The organism is Streptomyces sp. NPDC087845 (assembly GCF_044742755.1).
Lineage (GTDB): Bacteria > Actinomycetota > Actinomycetes > Streptomycetales > Streptomycetaceae > Streptomyces.
The window spans coordinates 1-20008 of sequence record NZ_JBIUVC010000028.1; the positions used below are offsets into that span (position 1 = coordinate 1).

The 20008-nt window shown below is 70.5% G+C and carries 21 protein-coding genes and 1 pseudogene; 20 read left to right on the plus strand and 2 right to left on the minus strand.

The genetic code is table 11. The annotated features are described in order from the left end of the window. Positions 1-400 precede the first annotated feature (400 nt). Positions 401-2314 carry an ATP-dependent zinc metalloprotease FtsH gene (gene ftsH, locus ACIOMQ_RS38335; protein WP_362209161.1) on the plus strand — a complete coding sequence of 638 codons (1914 nt, stop codon included), beginning with the start codon at positions 401-403 and terminating at the stop codon, positions 2312-2314. A gap of 30 nt (positions 2315-2344) precedes the next feature. Here ftsH and ACIOMQ_RS38340 read toward each other — a convergent pair whose 3' ends face one another. Next, positions 2345-3205 carry a class I SAM-dependent methyltransferase gene (locus tag ACIOMQ_RS38340; RefSeq protein ID WP_402192413.1) on the minus strand — a complete coding sequence of 287 codons (861 nt, stop codon included), beginning with the start codon at positions 3203-3205 and terminating at the stop codon, positions 2345-2347. Positions 3206-3445: 240 nt separating this feature from the next. Between ACIOMQ_RS38340 and proS the strand changes: the two genes are divergently transcribed. The 18 genes from proS (at position 3446) to ACIOMQ_RS38430 (ending at position 18096) form a co-directional block, all read left to right on the plus strand. Continuing rightward, entirely contained in the window at positions 3446-4861 is a 1416-nt protein-coding gene (gene proS / locus ACIOMQ_RS38345) for a proline--tRNA ligase (RefSeq protein ID WP_401944322.1), read from the plus strand. A 240-nt stretch (positions 4862-5101) separates the two neighbouring features. After that, positions 5102-5695: a hypothetical protein gene (locus tag ACIOMQ_RS38350; RefSeq protein WP_072487235.1), complete on the plus strand. Its 594-nt coding sequence runs from the start codon at positions 5102-5104 to the stop codon at positions 5693-5695. 157 nt (positions 5696-5852) lie between these two features. After that, on the plus strand, positions 5853-6296 hold the full coding sequence (gene rpsP, locus ACIOMQ_RS38355; RefSeq protein WP_037689851.1) for a 30S ribosomal protein S16: 444 nt from the start codon (positions 5853-5855) through the stop codon (positions 6294-6296). A 2-nt stretch (positions 6297-6298) separates the two neighbouring features. Next, positions 6299-6538, plus strand: coding sequence for an RNA-binding protein (locus ACIOMQ_RS38360; RefSeq protein WP_005311361.1), 240 nt, complete (start codon positions 6299-6301; stop codon positions 6536-6538). Positions 6539-6617: 79 nt separating this feature from the next. Continuing rightward, on the plus strand, positions 6618-7202 hold the full coding sequence (rimM, locus tag ACIOMQ_RS38365; RefSeq protein WP_362209151.1) for a ribosome maturation factor RimM: 585 nt from the start codon (positions 6618-6620) through the stop codon (positions 7200-7202). Further along, positions 7202-8023, plus strand: a complete 822-nt coding sequence (trmD, locus tag ACIOMQ_RS38370; RefSeq protein WP_362209148.1) for a tRNA (guanosine(37)-N1)-methyltransferase TrmD — start codon at positions 7202-7204, stop codon at positions 8021-8023. Before rimM ends, trmD begins: the two co-directional genes overlap by 1 nt. A gap of 167 nt (positions 8024-8190) precedes the next feature. Continuing rightward, a complete protein-coding gene (gene rplS / locus ACIOMQ_RS38375; protein ID WP_093899094.1) occupies positions 8191-8541 on the plus strand; it encodes a 50S ribosomal protein L19 in 351 nt (116 codons plus the stop codon). Between the two features lie 45 nt (positions 8542-8586). Then, positions 8587-9357, plus strand: coding sequence for a signal peptidase I (lepB, locus tag ACIOMQ_RS38380; protein ID WP_401269024.1), 771 nt, complete (start codon positions 8587-8589; stop codon positions 9355-9357). Next, positions 9350-10429, plus strand: a complete 1080-nt coding sequence (gene lepB, locus ACIOMQ_RS38385) for a signal peptidase I (RefSeq protein WP_362209141.1) — start codon at positions 9350-9352, stop codon at positions 10427-10429. The genes lepB (ACIOMQ_RS38380) and lepB (ACIOMQ_RS38385) overlap by 8 nt, the downstream gene beginning before the upstream one ends. Continuing rightward, positions 10329-11225, plus strand: a complete 897-nt coding sequence (lepB, locus tag ACIOMQ_RS38390) for a signal peptidase I (RefSeq protein WP_362209177.1) — start codon at positions 10329-10331, stop codon at positions 11223-11225. Before lepB (ACIOMQ_RS38385) ends, lepB (ACIOMQ_RS38390) begins: the two co-directional genes overlap by 101 nt. 50 nt (positions 11226-11275) lie before the next feature. Continuing rightward, positions 11276-12022 (plus strand): signal peptidase I, encoded by a 747-nt coding sequence (gene lepB, locus ACIOMQ_RS38395; protein ID WP_402192416.1) that lies wholly within the window; start codon positions 11276-11278, stop codon positions 12020-12022. Next, positions 12012-12500, plus strand: a complete 489-nt coding sequence (locus ACIOMQ_RS38400) for an NUDIX hydrolase (RefSeq protein WP_401269020.1) — start codon at positions 12012-12014, stop codon at positions 12498-12500. The genes lepB (ACIOMQ_RS38395) and ACIOMQ_RS38400 overlap by 11 nt, the downstream gene beginning before the upstream one ends. A 64-nt stretch (positions 12501-12564) precedes the next feature. After that, positions 12565-12873 (plus strand): DUF2469 domain-containing protein, encoded by a 309-nt coding sequence (locus ACIOMQ_RS38405; protein ID WP_003965949.1) that lies wholly within the window; start codon positions 12565-12567, stop codon positions 12871-12873. A 197-nt stretch (positions 12874-13070) separates the two neighbouring features. Further along, positions 13071-13430: a YraN family protein gene (locus ACIOMQ_RS38410; protein WP_362209134.1), complete on the plus strand. Its 360-nt coding sequence runs from the start codon at positions 13071-13073 to the stop codon at positions 13428-13430. After that, the gene (locus ACIOMQ_RS38415; RefSeq protein WP_401759174.1) at positions 13430-15055 is read left to right on the plus strand and encodes a YifB family Mg chelatase-like AAA ATPase; all 1626 of its coding nucleotides are present in this window, start codon (positions 13430-13432) and stop codon (positions 15053-15055) included. The genes ACIOMQ_RS38410 and ACIOMQ_RS38415 overlap by 1 nt, the downstream gene beginning before the upstream one ends. Continuing rightward, positions 15052-16332: a DNA-processing protein DprA gene (gene dprA, locus ACIOMQ_RS38420; protein WP_401944310.1), complete on the plus strand. Its 1281-nt coding sequence runs from the start codon at positions 15052-15054 to the stop codon at positions 16330-16332. The genes ACIOMQ_RS38415 and dprA overlap by 4 nt, the downstream gene beginning before the upstream one ends. 242 nt (positions 16333-16574) lie before the next feature. Further along, a complete protein-coding gene (gene whiG / locus ACIOMQ_RS38425; protein WP_362209127.1) occupies positions 16575-17411 on the plus strand; it encodes an RNA polymerase sigma factor WhiG in 837 nt (278 codons plus the stop codon). A 118-nt stretch (positions 17412-17529) separates the two neighbouring features. Then, entirely contained in the window at positions 17530-18096 is a 567-nt protein-coding gene (locus ACIOMQ_RS38430) for a TetR/AcrR family transcriptional regulator (RefSeq protein WP_389804770.1), read from the plus strand. Between the two features lie 77 nt (positions 18097-18173). Here the strand turns inward: ACIOMQ_RS38430 and ACIOMQ_RS38435 are convergent. Continuing rightward, positions 18174-18785 (minus strand): annotated as a pseudogene (locus tag ACIOMQ_RS38435) (M23 family metallopeptidase); the annotation flags it as partial. Positions 18786-19062: 277 nt separating this feature from the next. On the opposite strand from ACIOMQ_RS38435, the gene rpsB reads away from it, so the two are divergent. Continuing rightward, the gene (gene rpsB / locus ACIOMQ_RS38440) at positions 19063-19986 is read left to right on the plus strand and encodes a 30S ribosomal protein S2 (protein ID WP_362209124.1); all 924 of its coding nucleotides are present in this window, start codon (positions 19063-19065) and stop codon (positions 19984-19986) included. The last annotated feature ends 22 nt before the right edge of the window (positions 19987-20008 follow it).

Genomic DNA, 20008 nt, shown 5'->3' on the forward strand with positions numbered 1-20008 from the left:
AGCAGGCCGCGCAGGGCGGCGCGTTCGGTCTGCCGGCGCAGGACGACAAGAACTTCGAGCTGCCCGACGAGTTCAAGAAGTTCATGGGCTGAACGGCCGACGGCATCGGCATGTGCAAGGGGCGCTCACCGCGGGTGGGCGCCCCTTGCGCATGCCCGCCGTGCGGCCCGGCCGAGGCCGACCCGGCCCCAGCCGGGCCGCGGCAGGAAGCTCCGGTGCCTTGCGCGGACGTGATCGCGAACGGCGCGCCCGCCTTCCTCTTCAACGGCGCCGCGCGGCCCGGACGGGCATCCATCGGGCCTCGCTTCCCCCGGTGGGACCACTGGAAGGGTCCACCGGGGGCTCTGGGGCGTTTTCTCATCTAATGTCACATTCAGTTGCTGTCGGCAGAGGAGCGCGTGTGACCACCCCCGTACCTCCCCGCGACCGACCCGATCAGCCGTGGCGCTCCGAGGGTGCGCCGCCGCCCCCGCCACCGGGCCGGAAGATGCCGGGAGGCTGGGGCGGACTGCTGCTGACCGCGCTCGCCGTCTACCTGATCGCCAATCTGGTGCTGTCCTTCTTCAACGGGGAGGAGGAGCGCACGATCGCGTACACGGAATTCAGCAAGCAGGTCACCTCGGGCAATGTCTCCAAGATCTACTCCAAGGGCGACGCCATCGAGGGACAGCTCAAGAAGGAGGCGAAGGTCCCGGGAAGCGACAAGACGTACACCAAGTTCGTCACCCAGCGGCCCGCCTTCGCGGACGACAACCTCTGGGCCGAACTGGTCAAGGACGACGTCATGGTCACCGCCGAGCCCGTCGTCCAGCAGCGCAGCTTCCTCGCCAACCTGCTGATCTCGCTGGCCCCGATGCTGCTGCTCGTCCTGCTCTGGGTGTTCATCGCCCGGCGGATGGCCAAGGGCATGGGCGGCGGGATGGGCGGCTTCGGGCGCAAGGCCCCGCCCAAGCCCGTCGAGCTGGAGGCCGGCAAGCGCACCACCTTCGAGGACGTGGCCGGGATCGACGAGGTCGAGGGCGAGCTCAACGATGTCGTGGACTTCCTGAAGAACCCGCAGGCGTACCGGAAGATGGGCGCCCGGATGCCCGGGGGAGTGCTCCTCGCGGGACCGCCCGGCACCGGCAAGACCCTGCTCGCACGGGCCGTCGCGGGTGAGGCGGGGGTGCCGTTCTTCTCGGCATCGGCCTCCGAGTTCATCGAGATGATCGTCGGCGTCGGCGCGAGCCGGGTGCGGGAGCTCTTCGCGGAGGCGCGCAAGGTCGCCCCCGCCATTGTCTTCATCGACGAGATCGACACCATCGGCCGGGCCCGCGGCGGTGGCTCCGGCATGGGCGGGCACGACGAGCGCGAGCAGACGCTCAACCAGATCCTCACCGAGATGGACGGCTTCTCCGGTTCGGAGGGCGTCGTCGTCCTCGCCGCCACCAACCGCGCCGACGTCCTCGACCCCGCCCTCACCCGGCCCGGCCGCTTCGACCGGATCGTCCAGGTCAGCCCGCCGGACCGGACCGGCCGGGAGGCGATCCTGGAGATCCACACCCGGCAGATCCCGCTCGCCGACGACGTGAACCTGGCCCAGGTGGCCGGGACGACCCCGGGAATGACCGGCGCCGATCTCGCCAACCTCGCCAATGAGGCCGCTCTGCTCGCCGTCAAACGCCGGCAGCCCGAGGTCAGCCAGTCCGATCTCTCGGACGCCCTGGAGAAGGTCCAGCTGGGGGCGGAACGCTCGCTGGTCATGTCGGACGAGGAGCGCCACCGGACCGCGTACCACGAGAGCGGGCACGCCCTGCTCGGCATGGTCCAGCCGGGTGCCGACCCGGTCCGCAAGGTCACCATCGTGCCGCGCGGCCGGGCCCTGGGCGTCACCCTCTCGACGCCGGACGCCGACAAGTACGCCTACACCGAGGAGTACCTGCGCGGCCGTATCATCGGCGCGCTCGGCGGGATGGCCGCCGAACAGGTGGTCTTCGGCGTGGTCACCACCGGCGCGGAGAGCGACCTGGAACAGGTCACCAATCTGGCCCGCGGCATGGTCGGCCGCTGGGGCATGAGCCAGAAGGTGGGCAGGCTGACGGCGATCCCGAGCGATGCCCAGCAGGCGTACGGGCTCTCCGCGGCCCCCGCGACGCTCGACGCGGTGGACAGCGAGATGCGGCGCATCGTCGACGAGTGTTACGAGTCCGCGTGCCGGCTCCTGCGCGAGAACCGGGACAGGCTGGACTCGCTGGCCGCGGCACTGCTGGAGAACGAGACGCTGGACGAGGCCGCGGCCTACCGTGCGGCGGGCATCCCCCGCCTGGCCAAGTAGCCGCCGCGGCCCGAACGGCGCCCGCGGGGTTCAGGTGGTGCACACGAGGTAGCGGAAGACGTTCGGCATCCAGATCGTGCCGTCCCGGCGCAGGTGCGGATGGAGGGCCTCCGCGACCTCTTTCGCCACCTGGCCCCGGTCCGTCGCCCGTACCGCCGCGTCGAAGAGCCGCGTCGACAGCAGCCCGCGTACCGCGCTGTCGACGTCCGCGTACCCGAACGGGCACGCCACCCGGCCCGAGCCGTCCGGGTTCAGACCCGACCGGAACGCCACTTCCTCCAGATCGTCCCGCTCCCACGGCCGCCAGCCACCGCCGCGCGGCGCCCCGGAATCGTCGGAGAACCGGCCCGCCACCCGCAGTACCGGCGCCGTCGCACACCGTTCCGGCGGCCCCCACGCGGTCAGCACGACCGTGCCGCCCCGGGCGGCCAGCGGCACGGCGGCTCGCAGCGCGTCCACGAGTCGTTCGCCGTCACCGGACGAGCAGCCGATCGGGGTGAACGCCGTGATCAGGTCGTACGGGGCTCCGTCGGCCGGGGCGGCCGCGGACGGATCACCGTCGAGGAGCCGGGCGTGCCCGGCCGGGAGTCCGGCGTCGTTCCCCGCACCGGGCAGCAGCCGGGCCCGCGCGAGTGCCAGCCGTTCGGAATCGCTGTCGACGCCCGTGACGCGCGCCCCGCGCGCGGCCGCGATCAGCAGCGCGAGACCGGAGCCGCAGCCGAGGGAGAGCAGCCGGGTCCCGGTTCCCACTTCAAGCCGCTCGTACACCGCTTCGTACAGCGGTGCGAGCATCCGCTCCTGGATCTCGGCCCAGTCCCGGGCACGGGTCCCCGGGTCCACAGGGGTGGCCGTGTCCGCGTAGCTGTGGTGCCGGACGAGCGTTGGTGTCATGGAAGCGCCCCAATCCGCCGAGAGGTCGGTCGTGTCCGATCGGTCGTGCCCGAGTGGATGCTCCCCCCTGCGTGTCTGCGCCCGTTCCCCCCCGTATGTCAGAGAACTGCGCATCCGCGCCCGCGTCCAGAGGTCTGATGGCAATGGTTGTGTGCTGCGGTGATGCGCCCGTGGGTCCGGTCCGTGGAGGCAGGGCCCGTCGCTCCGTGTGGTGGGCGGTGTCGCCGTACGATGCGCGCCATGGCAAAGGCACCCGTTCTCACGCCCCAGGCCGAGGACTTTCCCCGCTGGTACCAGGATCTGATCAACAAGGCCGAACTCGCGGACAACGGTCCGGTGCGCGGCACCATGGTCATCCGGCCGTACGGATACGGCCTGTGGGAGCGGATGCAGCAGGAGATGGATGCCCGGATCAAACAGGCCGGCGCCCGGAACGCCTACTTCCCGCTCTTCATCCCCCAGTCTTACCTGACACGCGAGGCCGAGCACGTCGAGGGCTTCGCACCGGAGCTCGCGATCGTGACCCGCGCCGGTGGAAAAGAGCTCGAAGAGCCCGTGGTGGTGCGGCCGACGTCCGAAACGATCATCAACGAGTACTTCTCGAAATGGGTCCAGAGCCACCGCGATCTGCCGCTGCTGATCAACCAGTGGGCCAACGTCGTGCGCTGGGAGATGCGCCCGCGGGTCTTTCTCCGCACGACGGAGTTCCTCTGGCAGGAGGGCCACACCGCCCACGCCACGTACGAGGAGGCCCGCGACTACGCCGCGCACATCCACCGGGACGTCTACGCGGACTTCATGGTCAATGTCCTGGCCATCGATGTGGTCCTGGGCCGCAAGACCCCGGCCGAGCGCTTCGCGGGGGCCGTCAACACCCTGACGCTCGAAGGAATGATGCGGGACGGCAAGGCCCTGCAACTGGGTACGAGCCACGAACTCGGCACCAATTTCGCCAGGGCCTTCCACACCAGCTATCTGTCCAGGGAGGGCAGGCAGGAGCTCGTCTGGCAGACCTCCTGGGGCTCGTCGACCCGCATGGTCGGCGGCCTGATCATGGCGCACGGCGACGATCACGGCCTCCGGGTGCCGCCGCGTCTCGCCCCCGTCCAGGCCGTCGTCCTCGCGGTCAAGGAGGGCGACGCGGTACTGGCCGCGGTCCGGTCGATCGGGGAGCGGCTGCGCGCCGCCGGGATCAGGGCCGAGGTCGACGACCGCACCGACGTCCCGTTCGGCCGCCGCGCGGTCGACTGGGAGCTGAAGGGCGTGCCGGTACGGATCGAGGTCGGCCCGCGTGATCTGGAGAACGGCACCGCGATGCTGGCCCGGCGCGTCCCGGGCGGAAAGGAACCGGTGGCGATCGAGGCCCTGGCCGCGCTTCTCCCGGCCGTTTTGGAGGAGGATCAGGCAGCCCTGCTGTGGGAGTCCCGGAGCAGGCGCGAGTCGGCCACCAGCGAGGTCGCGTCGGTCGAGGAGGCCGTGGAAGCGGCGGCGGCGGGCGGTTGGGCGCGTATCGCCTGGTCGGCCCTCGGCCCGGCGGGGGAGGCCCGGCTCGCGGAGCACGGGGTGTCCGTGCGGTGCCTGGTCGCCGAGGACGGGTCGGTGCCGGATTCGGACGACGCCCCCGGTACTGTCGCCCTGGTGGCCCGCGCCTACTGACGCGCCACCCGCCTCCCGGGCCGACGGACGGCCCGGCGTACGGTTGCTCTCCACGCTGCTTTCTGCGCGTCCGGGCGTACGGGCCGCTACGTACCACCTTGGTGTGAGCTGTGAGACTTCTCCGCAGATCTGCGCACCCGCCCTCGTCAGGACGCATCAACGGCAACTGACTGGTACGTGCAAAATATTTGGGATGGCCCGGAATCGGAACACCGGGGCACTCGCGCTCGTTGTCACGACGTGAGCACGACACCACCTGTACTTGCCGCAGAGCTGGCGCAGGCGTGGGCCGACATTCAGCGGTACCACCCCGAGCTGCCGGATCTAGCCGCGCCCGAGTCCCTGATCGGAGAGTCCTCGTCCGCCTGCGGCGCCGAGCTCTCCTTCGAACGACTGCTCCATGAGGCAGTCCATGGCATCGCCGCCGCGAGAGGTGTCCGCGACACCTCGCGGGCCGGCCGTTACCACAACCGACGATTCCTCGCGATCGCCGAGGAGTTGGGCCTCGACCACGCCGAGGAGCCCCACCCCAGCAGCGGTTTCTCGCTGGTCGCGCTCAACCCCGAGGCCAAGCGGAGGTACCGCCCGACGATCGAGCGGCTGCAGCGCGCCCTCAAGGCGCACACGGTCGCCACCGCCGCCGACACCAAGCGTTCCTTCCGCGGGCCGGCCGCCCGGCACGGCTCCTCCGGTGGGGGCGTCCGCGTCAAGGCCGTCTGCGACTGCGGACGCAATGTGCGGGTCGTCCCGTCGGTGCTGGCGCAGGCGCCGATCGTCTGCGGCGGCTGCGGAAAGCCGTTCCGCATCCCCGAAGCCGCGGTCGCGGTGGGGTGACCCGATGCGGTGTGGCACAATAGCTAGCTGTACTCGACAGTCGCACAGGACCCCTCTCTCCTCCGGCTGACGCGTCCATCGGGCACCCGAGTACCGCAACCCCACGTGGCATCTTCGTTGTGCCCAACCACGTCATAGACCAGGAGACACCACTTCCGTGGCAGTCAAGATCAAGCTGAAGCGTCTGGGCAAGATCCGTTCGCCTCACTACCGCATCGTCGTCGCCGACTCCCGTACCCGCCGTGACGGCCGGGCCATCGAGGAGATCGGCCTGTACCACCCGGTGCAGAACCCCTCGCGCATCGAGGTCAACTCGGAGCGTGCGCAGTACTGGCTGTCCGTCGGCGCCCAGCCGACCGAGCCGGTTCTCGCGATCCTGAAGCTCACCGGTGACTGGCAGGCCCACAAGGGTCTTCCGGCCCCCGCGCCGCTGCTGCAGCCGGAGCCCAAGGCTGACAAGCGCGCCCTGTTCGAGGCCCTGGCCAAGGACACCGGCGAGGAGTCCAAGGGCGAGGCCATCACGCAGAAGGCGAAGAAGTCCGACAAGAAGGCGGACGAGGCTGCTGACGCGGCTGCGCCCGCCGAGTCGACCGAGGCCTGAGCATGCTCGAGGAGGCTCTCGAGCACCTCGTGAAGGGCATTGTCGACAACCCTGACGATGTGCAGGTCGCTTCGCGCAACCTGCGCCGCGGTCGCGTGCTGGAGGTCCGGGTCCACCCCGACGACCTCGGCAAGGTGATCGGCCGCAACGGCCGCACCGCTCGCGCGCTGCGTACCGTCGTGGGCGCCATCGGCGGCCGTGGCATCCGCGTCGACCTCGTCGATGTGGATCAGGTTCGCTGACAGAGTTGAACACCGGCACGGGCCGGGGAGGGCCAAGCGCCCGCCCCGGCCCGTCGTCGTATGACAGGAGAGACACAAGGTGCAGTTGGTAGTCGCGCGGATCGGCCGTGCCCATGGCATCAAGGGCGAGGTCACCGTCGAGGTGCGTACGGACGAGCCGGAGCTGCGGCTCGCGCCCGGGGCCGTACTCGCCACCGAACCGGCCGGCGCCGGACCGCTGACGATCGAGACCGGCCGGGTGCACAGCGGACGGCTGCTGCTGCGCTTCGAGGGCGTACGCGACCGTACGGCTGCCGAGGCCCTGCGCAACACGCTCCTGATCGCCGACGTCGACCCGGCGGAACTCCCCGAGGACCCCGAGGAGTTCTACGACCACCAGCTCATGGACCTCGATGTGGTCCTCGCCGACGGCACCGAGGTCGGCCGGATCACCGAGATCACGCATCTCCCGTCCCAGGACCTCTTCATCGTCGAGCGGCCCGACGGCAGCGAGGTGATGATCCCCTTCGTCGAGGAGATCGTCACCGAGATCGATCTCGACGAGCAGCGCGCGGTGATCACCCCGCCGCCCGGTCTGATCGACGAGAGCCAGGCCGTGATCGACTCCTCGCGCGACGAAGAGAGCGGCGGGGACGAGGCGCCCGGCACCGGGAAGGACGCCTGATGCGCCTCGACGTCGTCACGATCTTCCCGGAGTACCTGGAGCCGCTGAACGTCTCCCTCGTCGGCAAGGCCCGCGCGCGCGGCCGCCTCGACGTGCACGTGCACGACCTGCGTGACTGGACGCACGACCGGCACAACACGGTCGACGACACCCCGTACGGCGGCGGCCCCGGCATGGTCATGAAGACCGAGCCGTGGGGCGAGGCGCTGGACGACGCGCTGGCGTCCGGGTACGAGGCGGGGGCGCACTCCCCGGTGCTCGTGGTGCCCACGCCCAGCGGCCGTCCGTTCACCCAGGAGCTCGCCGTCGAGCTCTCCGGGCGGCCGTGGCTGATCTTCACTCCGGCCCGCTACGAGGGCATCGACCGACGGGTGATGGACGAGTACGCGACCCGCGTGCCGGTCGTCGAGGTATCCATCGGTGACTACGTGCTGGCCGGCGGGGAGGCCGCGGTACTGGTGATCACGGAGGCGGTGGCCCGGCTGCTGCCCGGCGTGCTCGGCAACGCCGAGTCGCACCGGGACGACTCGTTCGCCCCCGGCGCGATGGCCGACCTGCTGGAGGGACCCGTCTACACCAAGCCGCCCGAGTGGCGCGGCAGGGGCGTCCCGGACGTCCTGCTCAGCGGGCACCACGGGAAGATCGCCCGCTGGCGGCGGGACGAGGCGTTCCGTCGCACCGCGCTCCACCGACCCGATCTGATCGAGCGCTGCGAGGCGAGCGGCTTCGACAAGAAGGACCGCGAGATCCTCTCCATCCTCGGCTGGTCACCGGAGCCCGGGGGCCGATTTTGGCGCAGGCCCGAGGCCGTGGAACAATAGGCCGCTGCTGTACGTCCGACGTGCGCCCCTGCCACAGGGGGAAAGCGACCGTTGTGACCCCCGTGCGCATGGGGGTGGTCCCGACGCCCGTCCGGCGCGATCAGCACTCCCATCTCCTCACGAACTCCCGCCGATGACCTGTGGCATCGGCGAAGAAAGCAGACAACATGGCTTCCCTGCTCGATGGCGTCAACGCCGCATCGCTGCGTACCGACGTCCCGGCGTTCCGCCCCGGTGACACCGTCAACGTCCACGTGCGAGTGATCGAGGGCAACCGCTCCCGTATCCAGCAGTTCAAGGGCGTGGTCATCCGCCGCCAGGGCTCGGGCGTCAGCGAGACCTTCACGGTCCGCAAGGTCTCCTTCAGCGTCGGCGTCGAGCGCACCTTCCCGGTGCACAGCCCGATCTTCGAGAAGATCGAGCTCGTCACCCGCGGTGACGTCCGCCGCGCCAAGCTGTACTACCTCCGTGAGCTGCGCGGCAAGGCCGCGAAGATCAAGGAGAAGCGCGACAACTGAGCTGACTCCCAGGTCCACAGGGCGGCCGGTTAAGCTCTGGCCCCGATGGACACGGAAGCCAAGCCCTCGGAGCGCGACCGCTCCTTCGCACCCGCAGCAGGGTCGGAGGAGGGGTCGCGCTCCTCGCGTATCCCCGAGCGGTTGACCACCTCGACGTCGTGGCGGCGGACCGCCGTGCTCGGAGCCGTCTGCTCGGTCTTCGTGCTGCTCGTCAGCGCCTTCGTGGTGCAGCCCTTCCTGATCCCCAGCGGCTCGATGGAGTCCACCCTGCGGGTGGGGGACCGGGTGCTGGTGAACAAACTGGCGTACCGTTTCGGCTCCGAACCGCGCCGCGGCGACGTGGTGGTCTTCGACGGCACCGGTTCCTTCGTGCGGGAGCCGCCCCGGGAGAACCCCGTCACCGGACTGCTGCACGGCGCGGCAGCGTCCCTGGGCCTGGTGGAGCCCGCCGAGACCGACTACGTGAAGAGGGTGGTGGGCGTGGGGGGCGACCGGGTGGTCTGCTGCGACAAACGGGGAAGGGTCGAGGTGAACGGCCACCCGGTCGACGAGGACTATCTGTACCCGGGCGATGTGCCGTCCCGGGTGCGCTTCGACATCGTGGTCCCCGACGGCACGCTGTGGATGATGGGCGACCACCGCAGCAATTCCCGCGACTCGCGCGACCACCTGGGAGAGCCGGGCGGTGGCATGGTCCCGGTCGGCAGGGTGATCGGCCGGGTGGACTGGATCGGCTGGCCGCTGGGCCGGCTGGGCTCGCTGCCGGGCAGCGCGGCCTTCTCCGGTGTACGGGCGCCGGGCGGTGCCCATGAGTAGCCGCGACCGGGGGCAGGGTGGGGCCGCCGACTCGGAGATACCGCCGTCGACCGGCCCCCGGCCGACGGCCGCGCGCTCGCTGCCGACCAGGGCGGAGCGGCGCAGACTGGCCCGCAAGGTCGCGCGGCGGCGGCGCCGGTCGGCCGTCCGGGAGATACCCCTCCTCATCACCGTGGCGCTGCTGATCGCGCTCGTGCTCAAGACCTTCCTGGTGCAGGCCTTCGTGATCCCGTCGGGATCGATGGAGCAGACCATCCGGATCGGCGACCGGGTGCTCGTCGACAAACTGACCCCCTGGTTCGGATCCCGGCCCCAGCGCGGCGATGTGGTCGTCTTCAAGGACCCGGACCACTGGCTGAAGCAGGAGAACGCCGACAAGAAGACCCCGCCCGTCGTCGTCAAACAGATGAAGGAAGCCCTGACCTTCATCGGGCTGCTGCCGTCGGACGACGAGCAGGATCTGATCAAGCGGGTGGTCGCGGTCGGCGGCGACACCGTGAAGTGCTGTGACAAGGGCGGCCGGATCACCGTCAACGGCGTACCGCTCGACGAGCCCTATCTGAACCCCGGCAATCCGCCCTCCCTCATCAAATTCGAGGTAAAGGTTCCGGCCGGCCGGATCTTCGTGATGGGCGACCATCGGTCGGATTCGGCCGATTCGCGCTATCACCTGGACGAGCCGGGGCACGGAACGGTTTCCGAGGACGAGGTCGTGGGACGTGCTGTGGTCATCGCCTGGCCCTTCGGGCACTGGCGAAAACTGGAGGAACCGGAGACATTCGACTCGGTCCCTGACGCGCGCGCCGGGACGGCCGCTGTTTCGGGCCCGTCGAATAGTGTGTTGTCCAAGGATCCCAACGGAATGATCCCTCTCCCGACCCCTGCGGAACTCCCGCTCGTTATGGGAGTGGTGGGCCTGCACCGGCTAGGGCGCGGGCGGTGGCACGGAGTAAGGAGTGGATGTGGGGGATTTGGCGGTCGGCGCACGATCCGGACACGAGGAACCCGAGGACCGGCCGGAAAATCCGGAGAATGTCGAGTCAGCCGGGGCGACAGGCCGTACGGAGAGTGACGGCGACTCTCCGGACAGCGGCGGTACGGCCCTGAAGAAGCCGCGCTCCTTCTGGAAGGAGCTGCCTCTGCTCATCGGTATCGCGCTGGTTCTCGCGCTGCTGATCAAGACGTTTCTGGTGCAGGCGTTCTCCATCCCCTCGGACTCGATGCAGAACACGCTCCAGCGGGGCGACCGGGTGCTGGTCGACAAGTTGACCCCGTGGTTCGGCGCGGAGCCCAAGCGGGGCGAGGTCGTGGTCTTCCACGACCCGGGCGGCTGGCTGGAGGACACCCAGGCGGCCAATCCGAATGTGGTGCAGAAGTTCCTCAGCTTCATCGGACTGATGCCGTCCGCCGAGGAGAAGGACCTCATCAAGCGGGTCATCGCGGTCGGTGGCGACACGGTGGAGTGCAAGAAGGACGGCCCTGTCGTCGTCAACGGCAAGGCTCTGGACGACAAGTCGTTCATCTTCCCGGGGAACACCGCCTGCAACGACGAGCCGTTCGGCCCGATCAAGGTGCCCGAGGGCCGGATCTGGGTGATGGGCGACCACCGTCAGAACTCCCTCGACTCCCGCTACCACCAGGAGCTGCCGGGCGGCGGCACGGTCTCCGACGACGAGGTCGTCGGCCGGGCCATCGTCGTGGCGTGGCCGATCAACCGCTGGGCGACGCTGCCCGTCCCGAAGACCTTCGACCAGCCGGGGATCAACGCGGCGATGGGCCTGGCGCCCGGAGCGCTCGGTGCGGCCGGTGCGATCCCCATTGTGCTGTGGCGTCGCAGGAGGCTGACCAGCGGGCGTACCGCCGGGTAGTGTGCCGACTCGGATCAGCGGGTGTCGATCTCCGAGGTGGGGGCGCTGGGATGAGTGGAACAGGAAGTACGGGTGACGGCCACGGTCGGCTCGGCAGCAAGCTGTCGGGGCTGGCCGTGGCCGTCGGCTGTGTGCTCTTCCTCGGCGGTTTCGCCTGGGGAGCCGTGGTGTACCGGCCGTACACCGTGCCGACCGCGTCGATGACGCCGACGGTGCACGCCGGCGACCGGGTGCTCGCCCAGCGGATCGACGGCAGCGAGGTGCACCGCGGCGACGTGGTGGTCTTCACGGATCCGGCGTGGGGCGCGGTACCGATGGTGAAGCGGGTCGTCGGGATCGGCGGCGACAAGATCGCCTGCTGCGACAAGGGCCGGCTCACCGTCAACGGCACATCCATTGAGGAACCGTATCTGCACACCAAAAACCTCGCCTCGGTGAACGACTTCACGGCGGACGTGCCCGAGGGACAGCTCTTCCTGCTCGGTGACGAGCGCGCCTCCTCGCTGGACTCGCGGGTCCATCTGGACGACCCGGGACAGGGCTCCGTGCCGCGCAGCGCGGTGCAGGCCCGGGTGGACGCCGTCGCCTGGCCGATGGGCGGCATGATCGGGCGGCCGCAGGCCTTCGCCACCCTCCCGGGCGGGGTGTCGTCACCGGGGCCGCTGCGGTTGCAGCTCGGTGCCGTGGTGGCCGGTGTGGTGCTCATCCTCGGCGGTGCCGCGTACGGCCCGATCGCGGCACGGTCCACGCGATCGGCACAGAGCAGGCGGGCAGGGGCAGCGACCGGTGCACACTGAGAAGCGGAAGGTCGCCCGGGTGGTGCTCCTGGATCCCGACGACCGCATCCTCCTCGTGCACGGGTTCGAACCGGAGGACCCCGCGAGCACCTGGTGGTTCACCCCGGGGGGCGGCCTGGAGGGCGAGGAGACCCGGGAGCAGGCCGCGCTTCGCGAACTCGCCGAGGAGACCGGGATCACCGAGGTCGAGCTGGGCCCGCTGCTCTGGCAACGGATGTGCTCGTTCCCGTTCGACGGGCGCCGCTGGGACCAGGACGAGTGGTACTACCTGGCACGTACGACGCAGACCGCCACCGACACCAGTGGGCTGACCGGGCTGGAGCAGCGCAGCGTCACGGGTCTGAGGTGGTGGACCTCCGCCGAACTGTCGGCGGCGCGTGAGACGGTGTACCCGACCAGGCTCGCCGAGCTGCTGCGCACGCTGCTCGACGAGGGTCCTCCGCGTACGCCACTGGTCCTGGCCCCCGAAATCGCCTAAGCGCCCAGGGGCGCCGGGGTCTGGCGCACAATGGGGGCACGCACGGCTGAAGGGGAACATGCCAATGAGCGCCGAGGACCTCGAAAAGTACGAGACCGAGATGGAGCTGAAGCTCTACCGGGAGTACCGAGATGTCGTCGGTCTGTTCAAATATGTGATCGAGACCGAACGGCGCTTCTACCTCACCAACGACTACGAGATGCAGGTGCACTCGGTTCAGGGCGAGGTGTTTTTCGAAGTTTCCATGGCGGACGCCTGGGTCTGGGACATGTACCGGCCCGCACGCTTCGTCAAGCAGGTACGGGTATTGACGTTCAAGGACGTCAACATCGAGGAGCTCAACAAGAGCGATCTTGAACTTCCGGGCGGCTGAGCCCGTTCTCCGCGGGGATACGGGAAGGATTGATTCCCGCTTCCGAGGAATGATTCCCCCTTCCGGGGACTGACTCCGCCTCGGGGGGTTGATTCCCACCTTCGGGTGGTCGGGTTGTCCACAATCCCGGAGTTGTCCACCAAGATCCACGAGCCGGGACCGAACGCGTCAGAGTCGGTCCCGGAGGTGGTGCCGATATGAACGCACGGGGGGCACTCGGGCGGTACGGCGAGGATCTGGCAGCGCGGCTGCTGACCGACGCCGGTATGTCCGTACTGGAACGGAACTGGCGCTGTCGTGCCGGTGAGATCGACATCGTCGCGATGGACGCCGGCGCACTCGTGGTCTGCGAGGTGAAGACCCGCAGGAAGGGTGCCTTCGAGCATCCGATGGCAGCCGTCACCCCGGTCAAGGCGGAGCGGCTGCGACGGCTGGCCGGGATCTGGCTCCACCGGCACGGCGGCCCGCCGTCCGGCGGGGTCCGGATCGACCTGGTCGGCGTGGTACTGCCCAGGCGAGGGGCGCCCGTTGTCGAGCATGCGCGCGGGGTGGCCTGATGGGGTTCGCACGGGCGTGTTCGGTGGCGCTCGTCGGTGTCGAGGGCGTGGTGGTGGAGGTCCAGGCGGACCTGGAGGCGGGGGTGGCCGCGTTCACCCTGGTGGGGCTGCCGGACAAGAGCCTGGTGGAGAGCCGGGACCGGGTCAGGGCCGCGGTGGTGAATTCCGGGGCCGAGTGGCCGCAGAAGAAGCTCACGGTGGGTCTGTCACCGGCTTCGGTGCCGAAGGGCGGCTCCGGTTTTGATCTGGCGGTCGCCTGCGCGGTGCTGGGAGCGGCCGAGCGGATCGATCCGGCGTCCGTCGCCGATGTGGTGATGATCGGTGAGCTCGGGCTGGACGGCCGGGTGCGGCCGGTGCGCGGGGTGCTGCCCGCCGTGCTCGCCGCGGCGGACGCCGGATACCGCCAGGTCGTCGTGCCCGAGCAGACCGCGGGGGAGGCGGCGCTGGTGCCCGGGGTCTCGGTTCTCGGGGTGCGGAGCCTGCGGCAGCTGATCGCGGTGCTCTGCGACGAGCCCGTGCCGGAGGAGCAGCGGCCCGATGACGACGGGCGCCCCGACACCCTGCTGGCCGGGCTGATGGTGCCCGGCGCGGGCATCGGCACCGGGCTCGCCCGGGGGACCGGGCAGGGGGACGGCAATTCGCCGGACCTCGCGGACGTGGCGGGACAGCGGCGGCCCCGCAAGGCCCTGGAGGTGGCCGCGGCGGGCGGTCACCACCTGCTGCTCTCCGGACCGCCCGGAGCCGGCAAGACCATGCTGGCCGAGCGGTTGCCGGCAATCCTGCCGACGCTCACCAGAAAGGAGTCCCTGGAAGTCACCGCGGTGCACTCCGTGGCCGGCATTCTGCCGCCGGGGGAACCGCTCGTCACCCGCGCGCCGTACTGCGCACCGCACCACTCGGCGACGATGCAGTCGCTGGTCGGCGGGGGCAACGGGCTGCCGCGGCCGGGTGCGGTATCCCTCGCGCACAGGGGAATTCTCTTTCTGGACGAGGCGCCGGAATTCTCCATGCGGGTGCTGGACGCCCTGCGCCAGCCGTTGGAGTCGGGGCATGTGGTGGTGGCACGCAGCGCCGGGGTGGTGCGGCTGCCCGCCAGATTCCTGATGGTGCTGGCCGCCAACCCCTGTCCGTGCGGTCGGCACTCGCTCAGCGGCGCCGGTTGCGAGTGCCCGCCGTCGACGGTCAGGCGTTATCAGGCGAGACTCTCCGGGCCGCTGCTCGACCGGGTGGATCTGCGGGTGGCCGTCGATCCCGTCGGACGCGCGGACCTGATGGGGCACGGCGGCAGGGGCGAGACGACGGCCACCGTCGCGGCCCGCGTCCAGGCGGCCAGGGCACGGGCGGCGAAGCGGTTGGCCGGCACGGCGTGGACGACCAACAGCGAGGTGCCCGGCCATGAGCTGCGGACCCGGCTGGTCGCGGCACCGGGAGCGCTCCTGGAGGCCGAACGGGACATGGAGCGCGGCATGCTCACCGCTCGCGGCCTGGACCGGGTGCTCAGGGTGGCATGGACGGTCGCCGATCTGCGCGGTGCCGGTCGTCCGGAGGCGTCCGACATCGCGGTGGCGCTGGAACTGCGGACCGGGATTCCACGGGGCGCCCTGACGAAGGCCGGAGCGTCATGACACTGCGGGCGGACCATGGCCCGGGGCAACGGCCGCGGCGCCCGCCGGGGCAAGGCCCGGAGCACGGCGCGGGGACCGGACCGGAGGCGGGGCCGGAACCGGAAGCGGGGCCGGGAGTGGCGGTGAGCGATCGGGAACGCCTGGCTCGGGCCGCGCTGACCCGCGTCCTGGAACCTGGGGACGAGCGCGGGGGCCGATGGCTGCGCGAGCTCGGCGCCGTCGAGCTGATACGGCGGATCACCACCGGGGACGGGGCCGCGGAGCAACTGAACGGCATGACTCCGAAACGCCTCGCCGGATACCGGTTGCGGGCCGCGGACTTGGAGCCCGAGCGGGACCTGGCGGCGGTCGCCGCGCTCGGCGGGCGGTTCGTCTGTCCGGGCGAGCGCGAGTGGCCCAGCCAGCTCGACGACCTGGGGGACGCCAGGCCGACCGGTCTGTGGGTGCGGGGGCCACGCGATCTGCGGCTCTGGGCGCTGCGTTCGGTCGCCCTCGTGGGAGCCCGTGCCTGCACACCGTACGGGGCCCACATGGCGGCGAGCCTCGGCGCCGGGCTCGCCGAGCTGGGGTGGGTGGTCGTGTCGGGAGCGGCGTTCGGGGTGGACGGGGCGGCTCATCGTGGTGCGCTCGCCGTCGGCGGGGCGACGATGGCGGTCCTGGCCTGCGGAGTGGACGTCGCCTATCCCCGGGGACACGCCGAGCTGATCGGGCGGATGGCGGAACAGGGTCTCGTCATCGGCGAATTACCACCGTCCGATCATCCGACCCGCAGCAGATTCATTCTCCGGAACCGCGTCATCGCCGCGTTGACGCGCGGGACCGTCGTGGTCGAGGCCGAATATCGCAGCGGTTCGCTGGTCACCGCACGCAGCGCGCAGCGGCTCGGCCGCTTCACCATGGGCGTGCCGGGACCCGCCACCAGCGGGTTGTCGGCAGGAGTCCATGAGCTCCTGCGCGGGGAGGGGGTCCTGGTGACGGACGCCGCGGAGATCGCCGAACTCGTGGGGGACATCGGCGAACTCGCTCCGGCCAGGCGCGGCCCCGTACACCCCAGGGATCTGCTGGACGCGGTCTCCGCCAGGATCCTCGATGCGCTGCCGTCCCGCGGCGCCGCCGGCGGGCGAGACGTGGCCCGCGCGGCGGGAACCAGCGTCGACGAAGCACTCGGCAGGCTGTACGAACTGCACTCACTGGGGTTCGTCGAACGCGAGGGCGATGGATGGCAGTTGACGCCGCGGCGTATATGCAATGGCGACGCGCGGCGAGGCGGTACTTGACCTGGAGCATTCGGGTGAAAAGGTGATGCCGATGACCTCGGCGGATCCTTCAGCGACGCCTCCGGGGCCGGCGCACACCGCGACGGCCCCGGACTTCAGTCATGTTCGACCGGCCGGAATCGCGCAGTGCCGATCCGCAGGCCTGCGCGGACCGCAACGCCTCGGTCACGCTACGCTCACAAGGATCCCGACTCAGACACAAGTCCCCCCGCACTCCACAGCAGAACGGCTCAAGGCACCACATGCCCCAGCACACCTCCGGGTCTGACCGCGCGGCAGTACCACCGGCTGCGCGTGGCACTGTGCGTCCCCCCGCCCCCTCCTCGCTCGACGAGTTGTGGCGTTCATACAAGTCCACGGGCGACGAGCGGCTGCGGGAGCAGCTGATCCTGCACTACTCGCCGCTGGTGAAGTACGTCGCGGGCCGGGTGAGCGTGGGCCTGCCTTCCAATGTCGAGCAGGCGGACTTCGTCTCCTCGGGCGTCTTCGGACTGATCGACGCGATCGAGAAGTTCGACATCGAGCGCGCGATCAAATTCGAGACGTACGCGATCACCCGCATCCGGGGCGCGATGATCGACGAACTCCGGGCGCTGGACTGGATCCCGCGCTCGGTGCGCCAGAAGGCGCGGGCCGTGGAACGCGCCTATGCCACGCTGGAGGCGCAGCTGCGACGCACCCCTTCCGAGCCGGAGGTCGCTGCGGAAATGGGCATCGCGCTGGAGGAACTGCACGCGGTTTTCAGCCAGTTGTCGCTGGCGAACGTGGTCGCGCTGGAGGAGCTGCTGCATGTCGGTGGCGAGGGCGGCGACCGGCTGAGCCTGATGGACACGCTCGAGGACACCGCCGCCGACGATCCGGTGGAGGTCGCCGAGGGCCGTGAGCTCAGACGGCTGCTCGCCCGGGCGATCAATACTCTTCCGGAGCGCGAGAAGACAGTCGTCACGCTCTACTACTACGAGGGCCTCACCCTCGCCGAGATCGGCAACGTGCTCGGGGTCACCGAGAGTCGTGTCAGCCAGATCCACACCAAATCGGTGCTGCAACTGCGGGCGAAACTGGCCGACGCCGGACGCTGAGGCCACCGGGCGGCCGCTGCGGACCCTGGCCGCTTCGGCCACCGATCGGGGCCGTACGCGCCCTCTCGAACACCGGTCGCCGTAGAGTGGACGGGTGCCCAGGATTCGAGCGGCCTCGGTGGCCGAGCACCGGACCATGCAGCGCGGCGCCCTCCTGGACGCCGCCCGCTCCCTGCTGTCCGAGGGCGGTACGGAAGCGTTGACCTTCCCTGCCCTCGCCGAACGCACGGGCCTCGCCAGGTCCTCCGTGTATGAGTACTTCCGCTCCCGTGCGGCCGTCGTCGAAGAGCTCTGCGCCGTCGACTTCCCCGTCTGGGCGGCCGAGGTCGAGAGCGCGATGGAGCAGGCCACCACGCCGGAGGCGAAGATCGAGGCCTACGTGCGACGGCAGCTCGATCTCGTGGGTGACCGCCGCCACCGGGCGGTCGTCGCGATCTCGGCGAGCGAACTGGACGCGGGCGCCCGCGAGAAGATCAGGGCCGCGCACGGCGGGCTGATCGCCATGATCGTCGAGGCGCTCGGCGACCTCGGCCATGAACAGCCGAGGCTGGCGGCGATGCTGCTGCAGGGCTCGGTGGACGCCGCGGTGCGGCGTATCGAACTCGGTGTGGCGGAGGAGCCGGGCGTGATCGCGGACACCGCCGTTGCCATGGTCCTGCGAGGCGTGCGGGGCGTACAGGACTGACGTCGGCGCCGCACCGCGGCGACGGCGAGCAGAACGCCGGGGGCGGCGAGTCCGTCCCCGGCCCCCTCGGCCGAGGACCGCGGCTCCGGCACGCCGAACACCGGCAGCAGCCGGGACGGTCCGCGCCGCAGCAGTCCGGGTGGCAGCAGCGACAGCGGATCCAGATACGCGTCACCGCGCCGCAGCCCCCAGTGCAGACACCCCGACGCGCAGTGGAAGGGCCCCGCCTCCACGATCGCCACGACCTGTCCCGCCGCCACCTCCTCGTCCTCCTCGACCAGCGCGCGCACCGGCTCGTACGTGGTCCGCAGGGGCGGATCGCCGGTCCCCGACACCTCGATCGCCACCACCCCGCGCCCCGCCACGGACCCGGCGAACGAGACCCGGCCCGAGGCCGCGGCGAGCACCGCCGTACCCGGCTGCGCGGCGAGGTCCACCCCGCGGTGACCGCGCCCGTACGGGCCGGCCGGCGGCTCCCAGCCCCGTACGACCGCGGGCCGCCCGGCAAGCGGCCACACGGCTGGGGGCGCGGACCCCGCCGTCGCTGCCGCCGCGGCCTGCGTGCCGCACAGCGCCGCGAGGAGGGTCGCCACCGTCGTGAGGAGGGCCGTCACCGCCACGAGCGCGGGCTCGCGGAACCGGAGTCCGCGCAGGAAGAGGGAGACGGTCGGGCCAGGTGTGCATCGCATGGCAGAACGGTCCCGCGCCGCGCGGATTCGCGGGGATCATGAACCGGATCTGTGGACTACCGACCGGTTGTGGACAACGCCGTCACCCGGTGCCCGGACCGTCCCGTACACTTCCTATGGCGATCCGGGTCACCGGGTCGACTTCGCACGCCCCGCCACCTCCCTCTCTGCGGACGGTGGCCGCGCTCCTCGGTCCCTTGTGGCACGGCGCGTCGGGGCGTCAGGCGCGACAGCAATCCTGCTGTCGCGGCAACCGAGTACCTCAAGGAGTACGGCCATGGCCGTCGTCACGATGCGGGAGCTGCTGGAAAGCGGCGTCCACTTCGGTCACCAGACCCGTCGCTGGAACCCGAAGATGAAGCGCTTCATCTTCACCGAGCGCAACGGCATCTACATCATCGACCTGCTCCAGTCGCTGTCGTACATCGACCGCGCCTACGAGTTCGTCAAGGAGACCGTCGCCCACGGCGGCTCCATCATGTTCGTGGGTACCAAGAAGCAGGCCCAGGAGGCCATCGCCGAGCAGGCGACGCGCGTCGGCATGCCGTACGTCAACCAGCGTTGGCTCGGTGGCATGCTCACCAACTTCTCCACCGTCTACAAGCGCCTTCAGCGTCTGAAGGAGCTCGAGCTCATCGACTTCGAGGACGTGGCCGCCTCCGGCCTCACCAAGAAGGAGCTCCTGGTCCTCTCCCGCGAGAAGGCCAAGCTGGAGAAGACCCTCGGTGGTATCCGCGAGATGCAGAAGGTGCCGAGCGCCGTCTGGATCGTCGACACCAAGAAGGAGCACATCGCCGTCGGTGAGGCGCGCAAGCTCCACATCCCGGTCGTCGCGATCCTCGACACCAACTGCGACCCCGACGAGGTCGACTACAAGATTCCGGGCAACGACGACGCGATCCGCTCCGTCACCCTGCTCACCCGCGTGATCGCCGACGCCGTCGCCGAGGGCCTCATCGCCCGTTCCGGTGCCGCCACCGGTGACTCGAAGCCGGGCGAGAAGGCCGCCGGCGAGCCGCTCGCCGAGTGGGAGCGCGACCTGCTCGAGGGCGACAAGAAGGCCGACGCCGAGGTGCAGACCTCCGCCGAGACCGAGAAGGTCGCGGACGCCGCCGAGACGCCGGCCGAGGCCGCTGCCGAGGCCTCTGCCGCCGAGGCCCCCGCCGCCGACGCCCCGGCCGCGGACGCCGAGCAGGCCTGACACCTCTGTCACGGCTGAATGA

Coding starts and splice junctions, on each gene's coding strand:
- ACIOMQ_RS38340 (WP_402192413.1), bottom strand. CDS start 3,205: ATGACACCAACGCTCGTCCGGCACCACAGCTACGCGGACACGGCCACC.
- proS (WP_401944322.1), top strand. CDS start 3,446: ATGGCAAAGGCACCCGTTCTCACGCCCCAGGCCGAGGACTTTCCCCGC.
- ACIOMQ_RS38360 (WP_005311361.1), top strand. CDS start 6,299: ATGCTCGAGGAGGCTCTCGAGCACCTCGTGAAGGGCATTGTCGACAAC.
- trmD (WP_362209148.1), top strand. CDS start 7,202: ATGCGCCTCGACGTCGTCACGATCTTCCCGGAGTACCTGGAGCCGCTG.
- rplS (WP_093899094.1), top strand. CDS start 8,191: ATGGCTTCCCTGCTCGATGGCGTCAACGCCGCATCGCTGCGTACCGAC.
- lepB (WP_401269024.1), top strand. CDS start 8,587: ATGGACACGGAAGCCAAGCCCTCGGAGCGCGACCGCTCCTTCGCACCC.
- lepB (WP_362209141.1), top strand. CDS start 9,350: ATGAGTAGCCGCGACCGGGGGCAGGGTGGGGCCGCCGACTCGGAGATA.
- lepB (WP_402192416.1), top strand. CDS start 11,276: ATGAGTGGAACAGGAAGTACGGGTGACGGCCACGGTCGGCTCGGCAGC.
- ACIOMQ_RS38405 (WP_003965949.1), top strand. CDS start 12,565: ATGAGCGCCGAGGACCTCGAAAAGTACGAGACCGAGATGGAGCTGAAG.
- ACIOMQ_RS38410 (WP_362209134.1), top strand. CDS start 13,071: ATGAACGCACGGGGGGCACTCGGGCGGTACGGCGAGGATCTGGCAGCG.
- ACIOMQ_RS38415 (WP_401759174.1), top strand. CDS start 13,430: ATGGGGTTCGCACGGGCGTGTTCGGTGGCGCTCGTCGGTGTCGAGGGC.
- dprA (WP_401944310.1), top strand. CDS start 15,052: ATGACACTGCGGGCGGACCATGGCCCGGGGCAACGGCCGCGGCGCCCG.
- whiG (WP_362209127.1), top strand. CDS start 16,575: ATGCCCCAGCACACCTCCGGGTCTGACCGCGCGGCAGTACCACCGGCT.
- rpsB (WP_362209124.1), top strand. CDS start 19,063: ATGGCCGTCGTCACGATGCGGGAGCTGCTGGAAAGCGGCGTCCACTTC.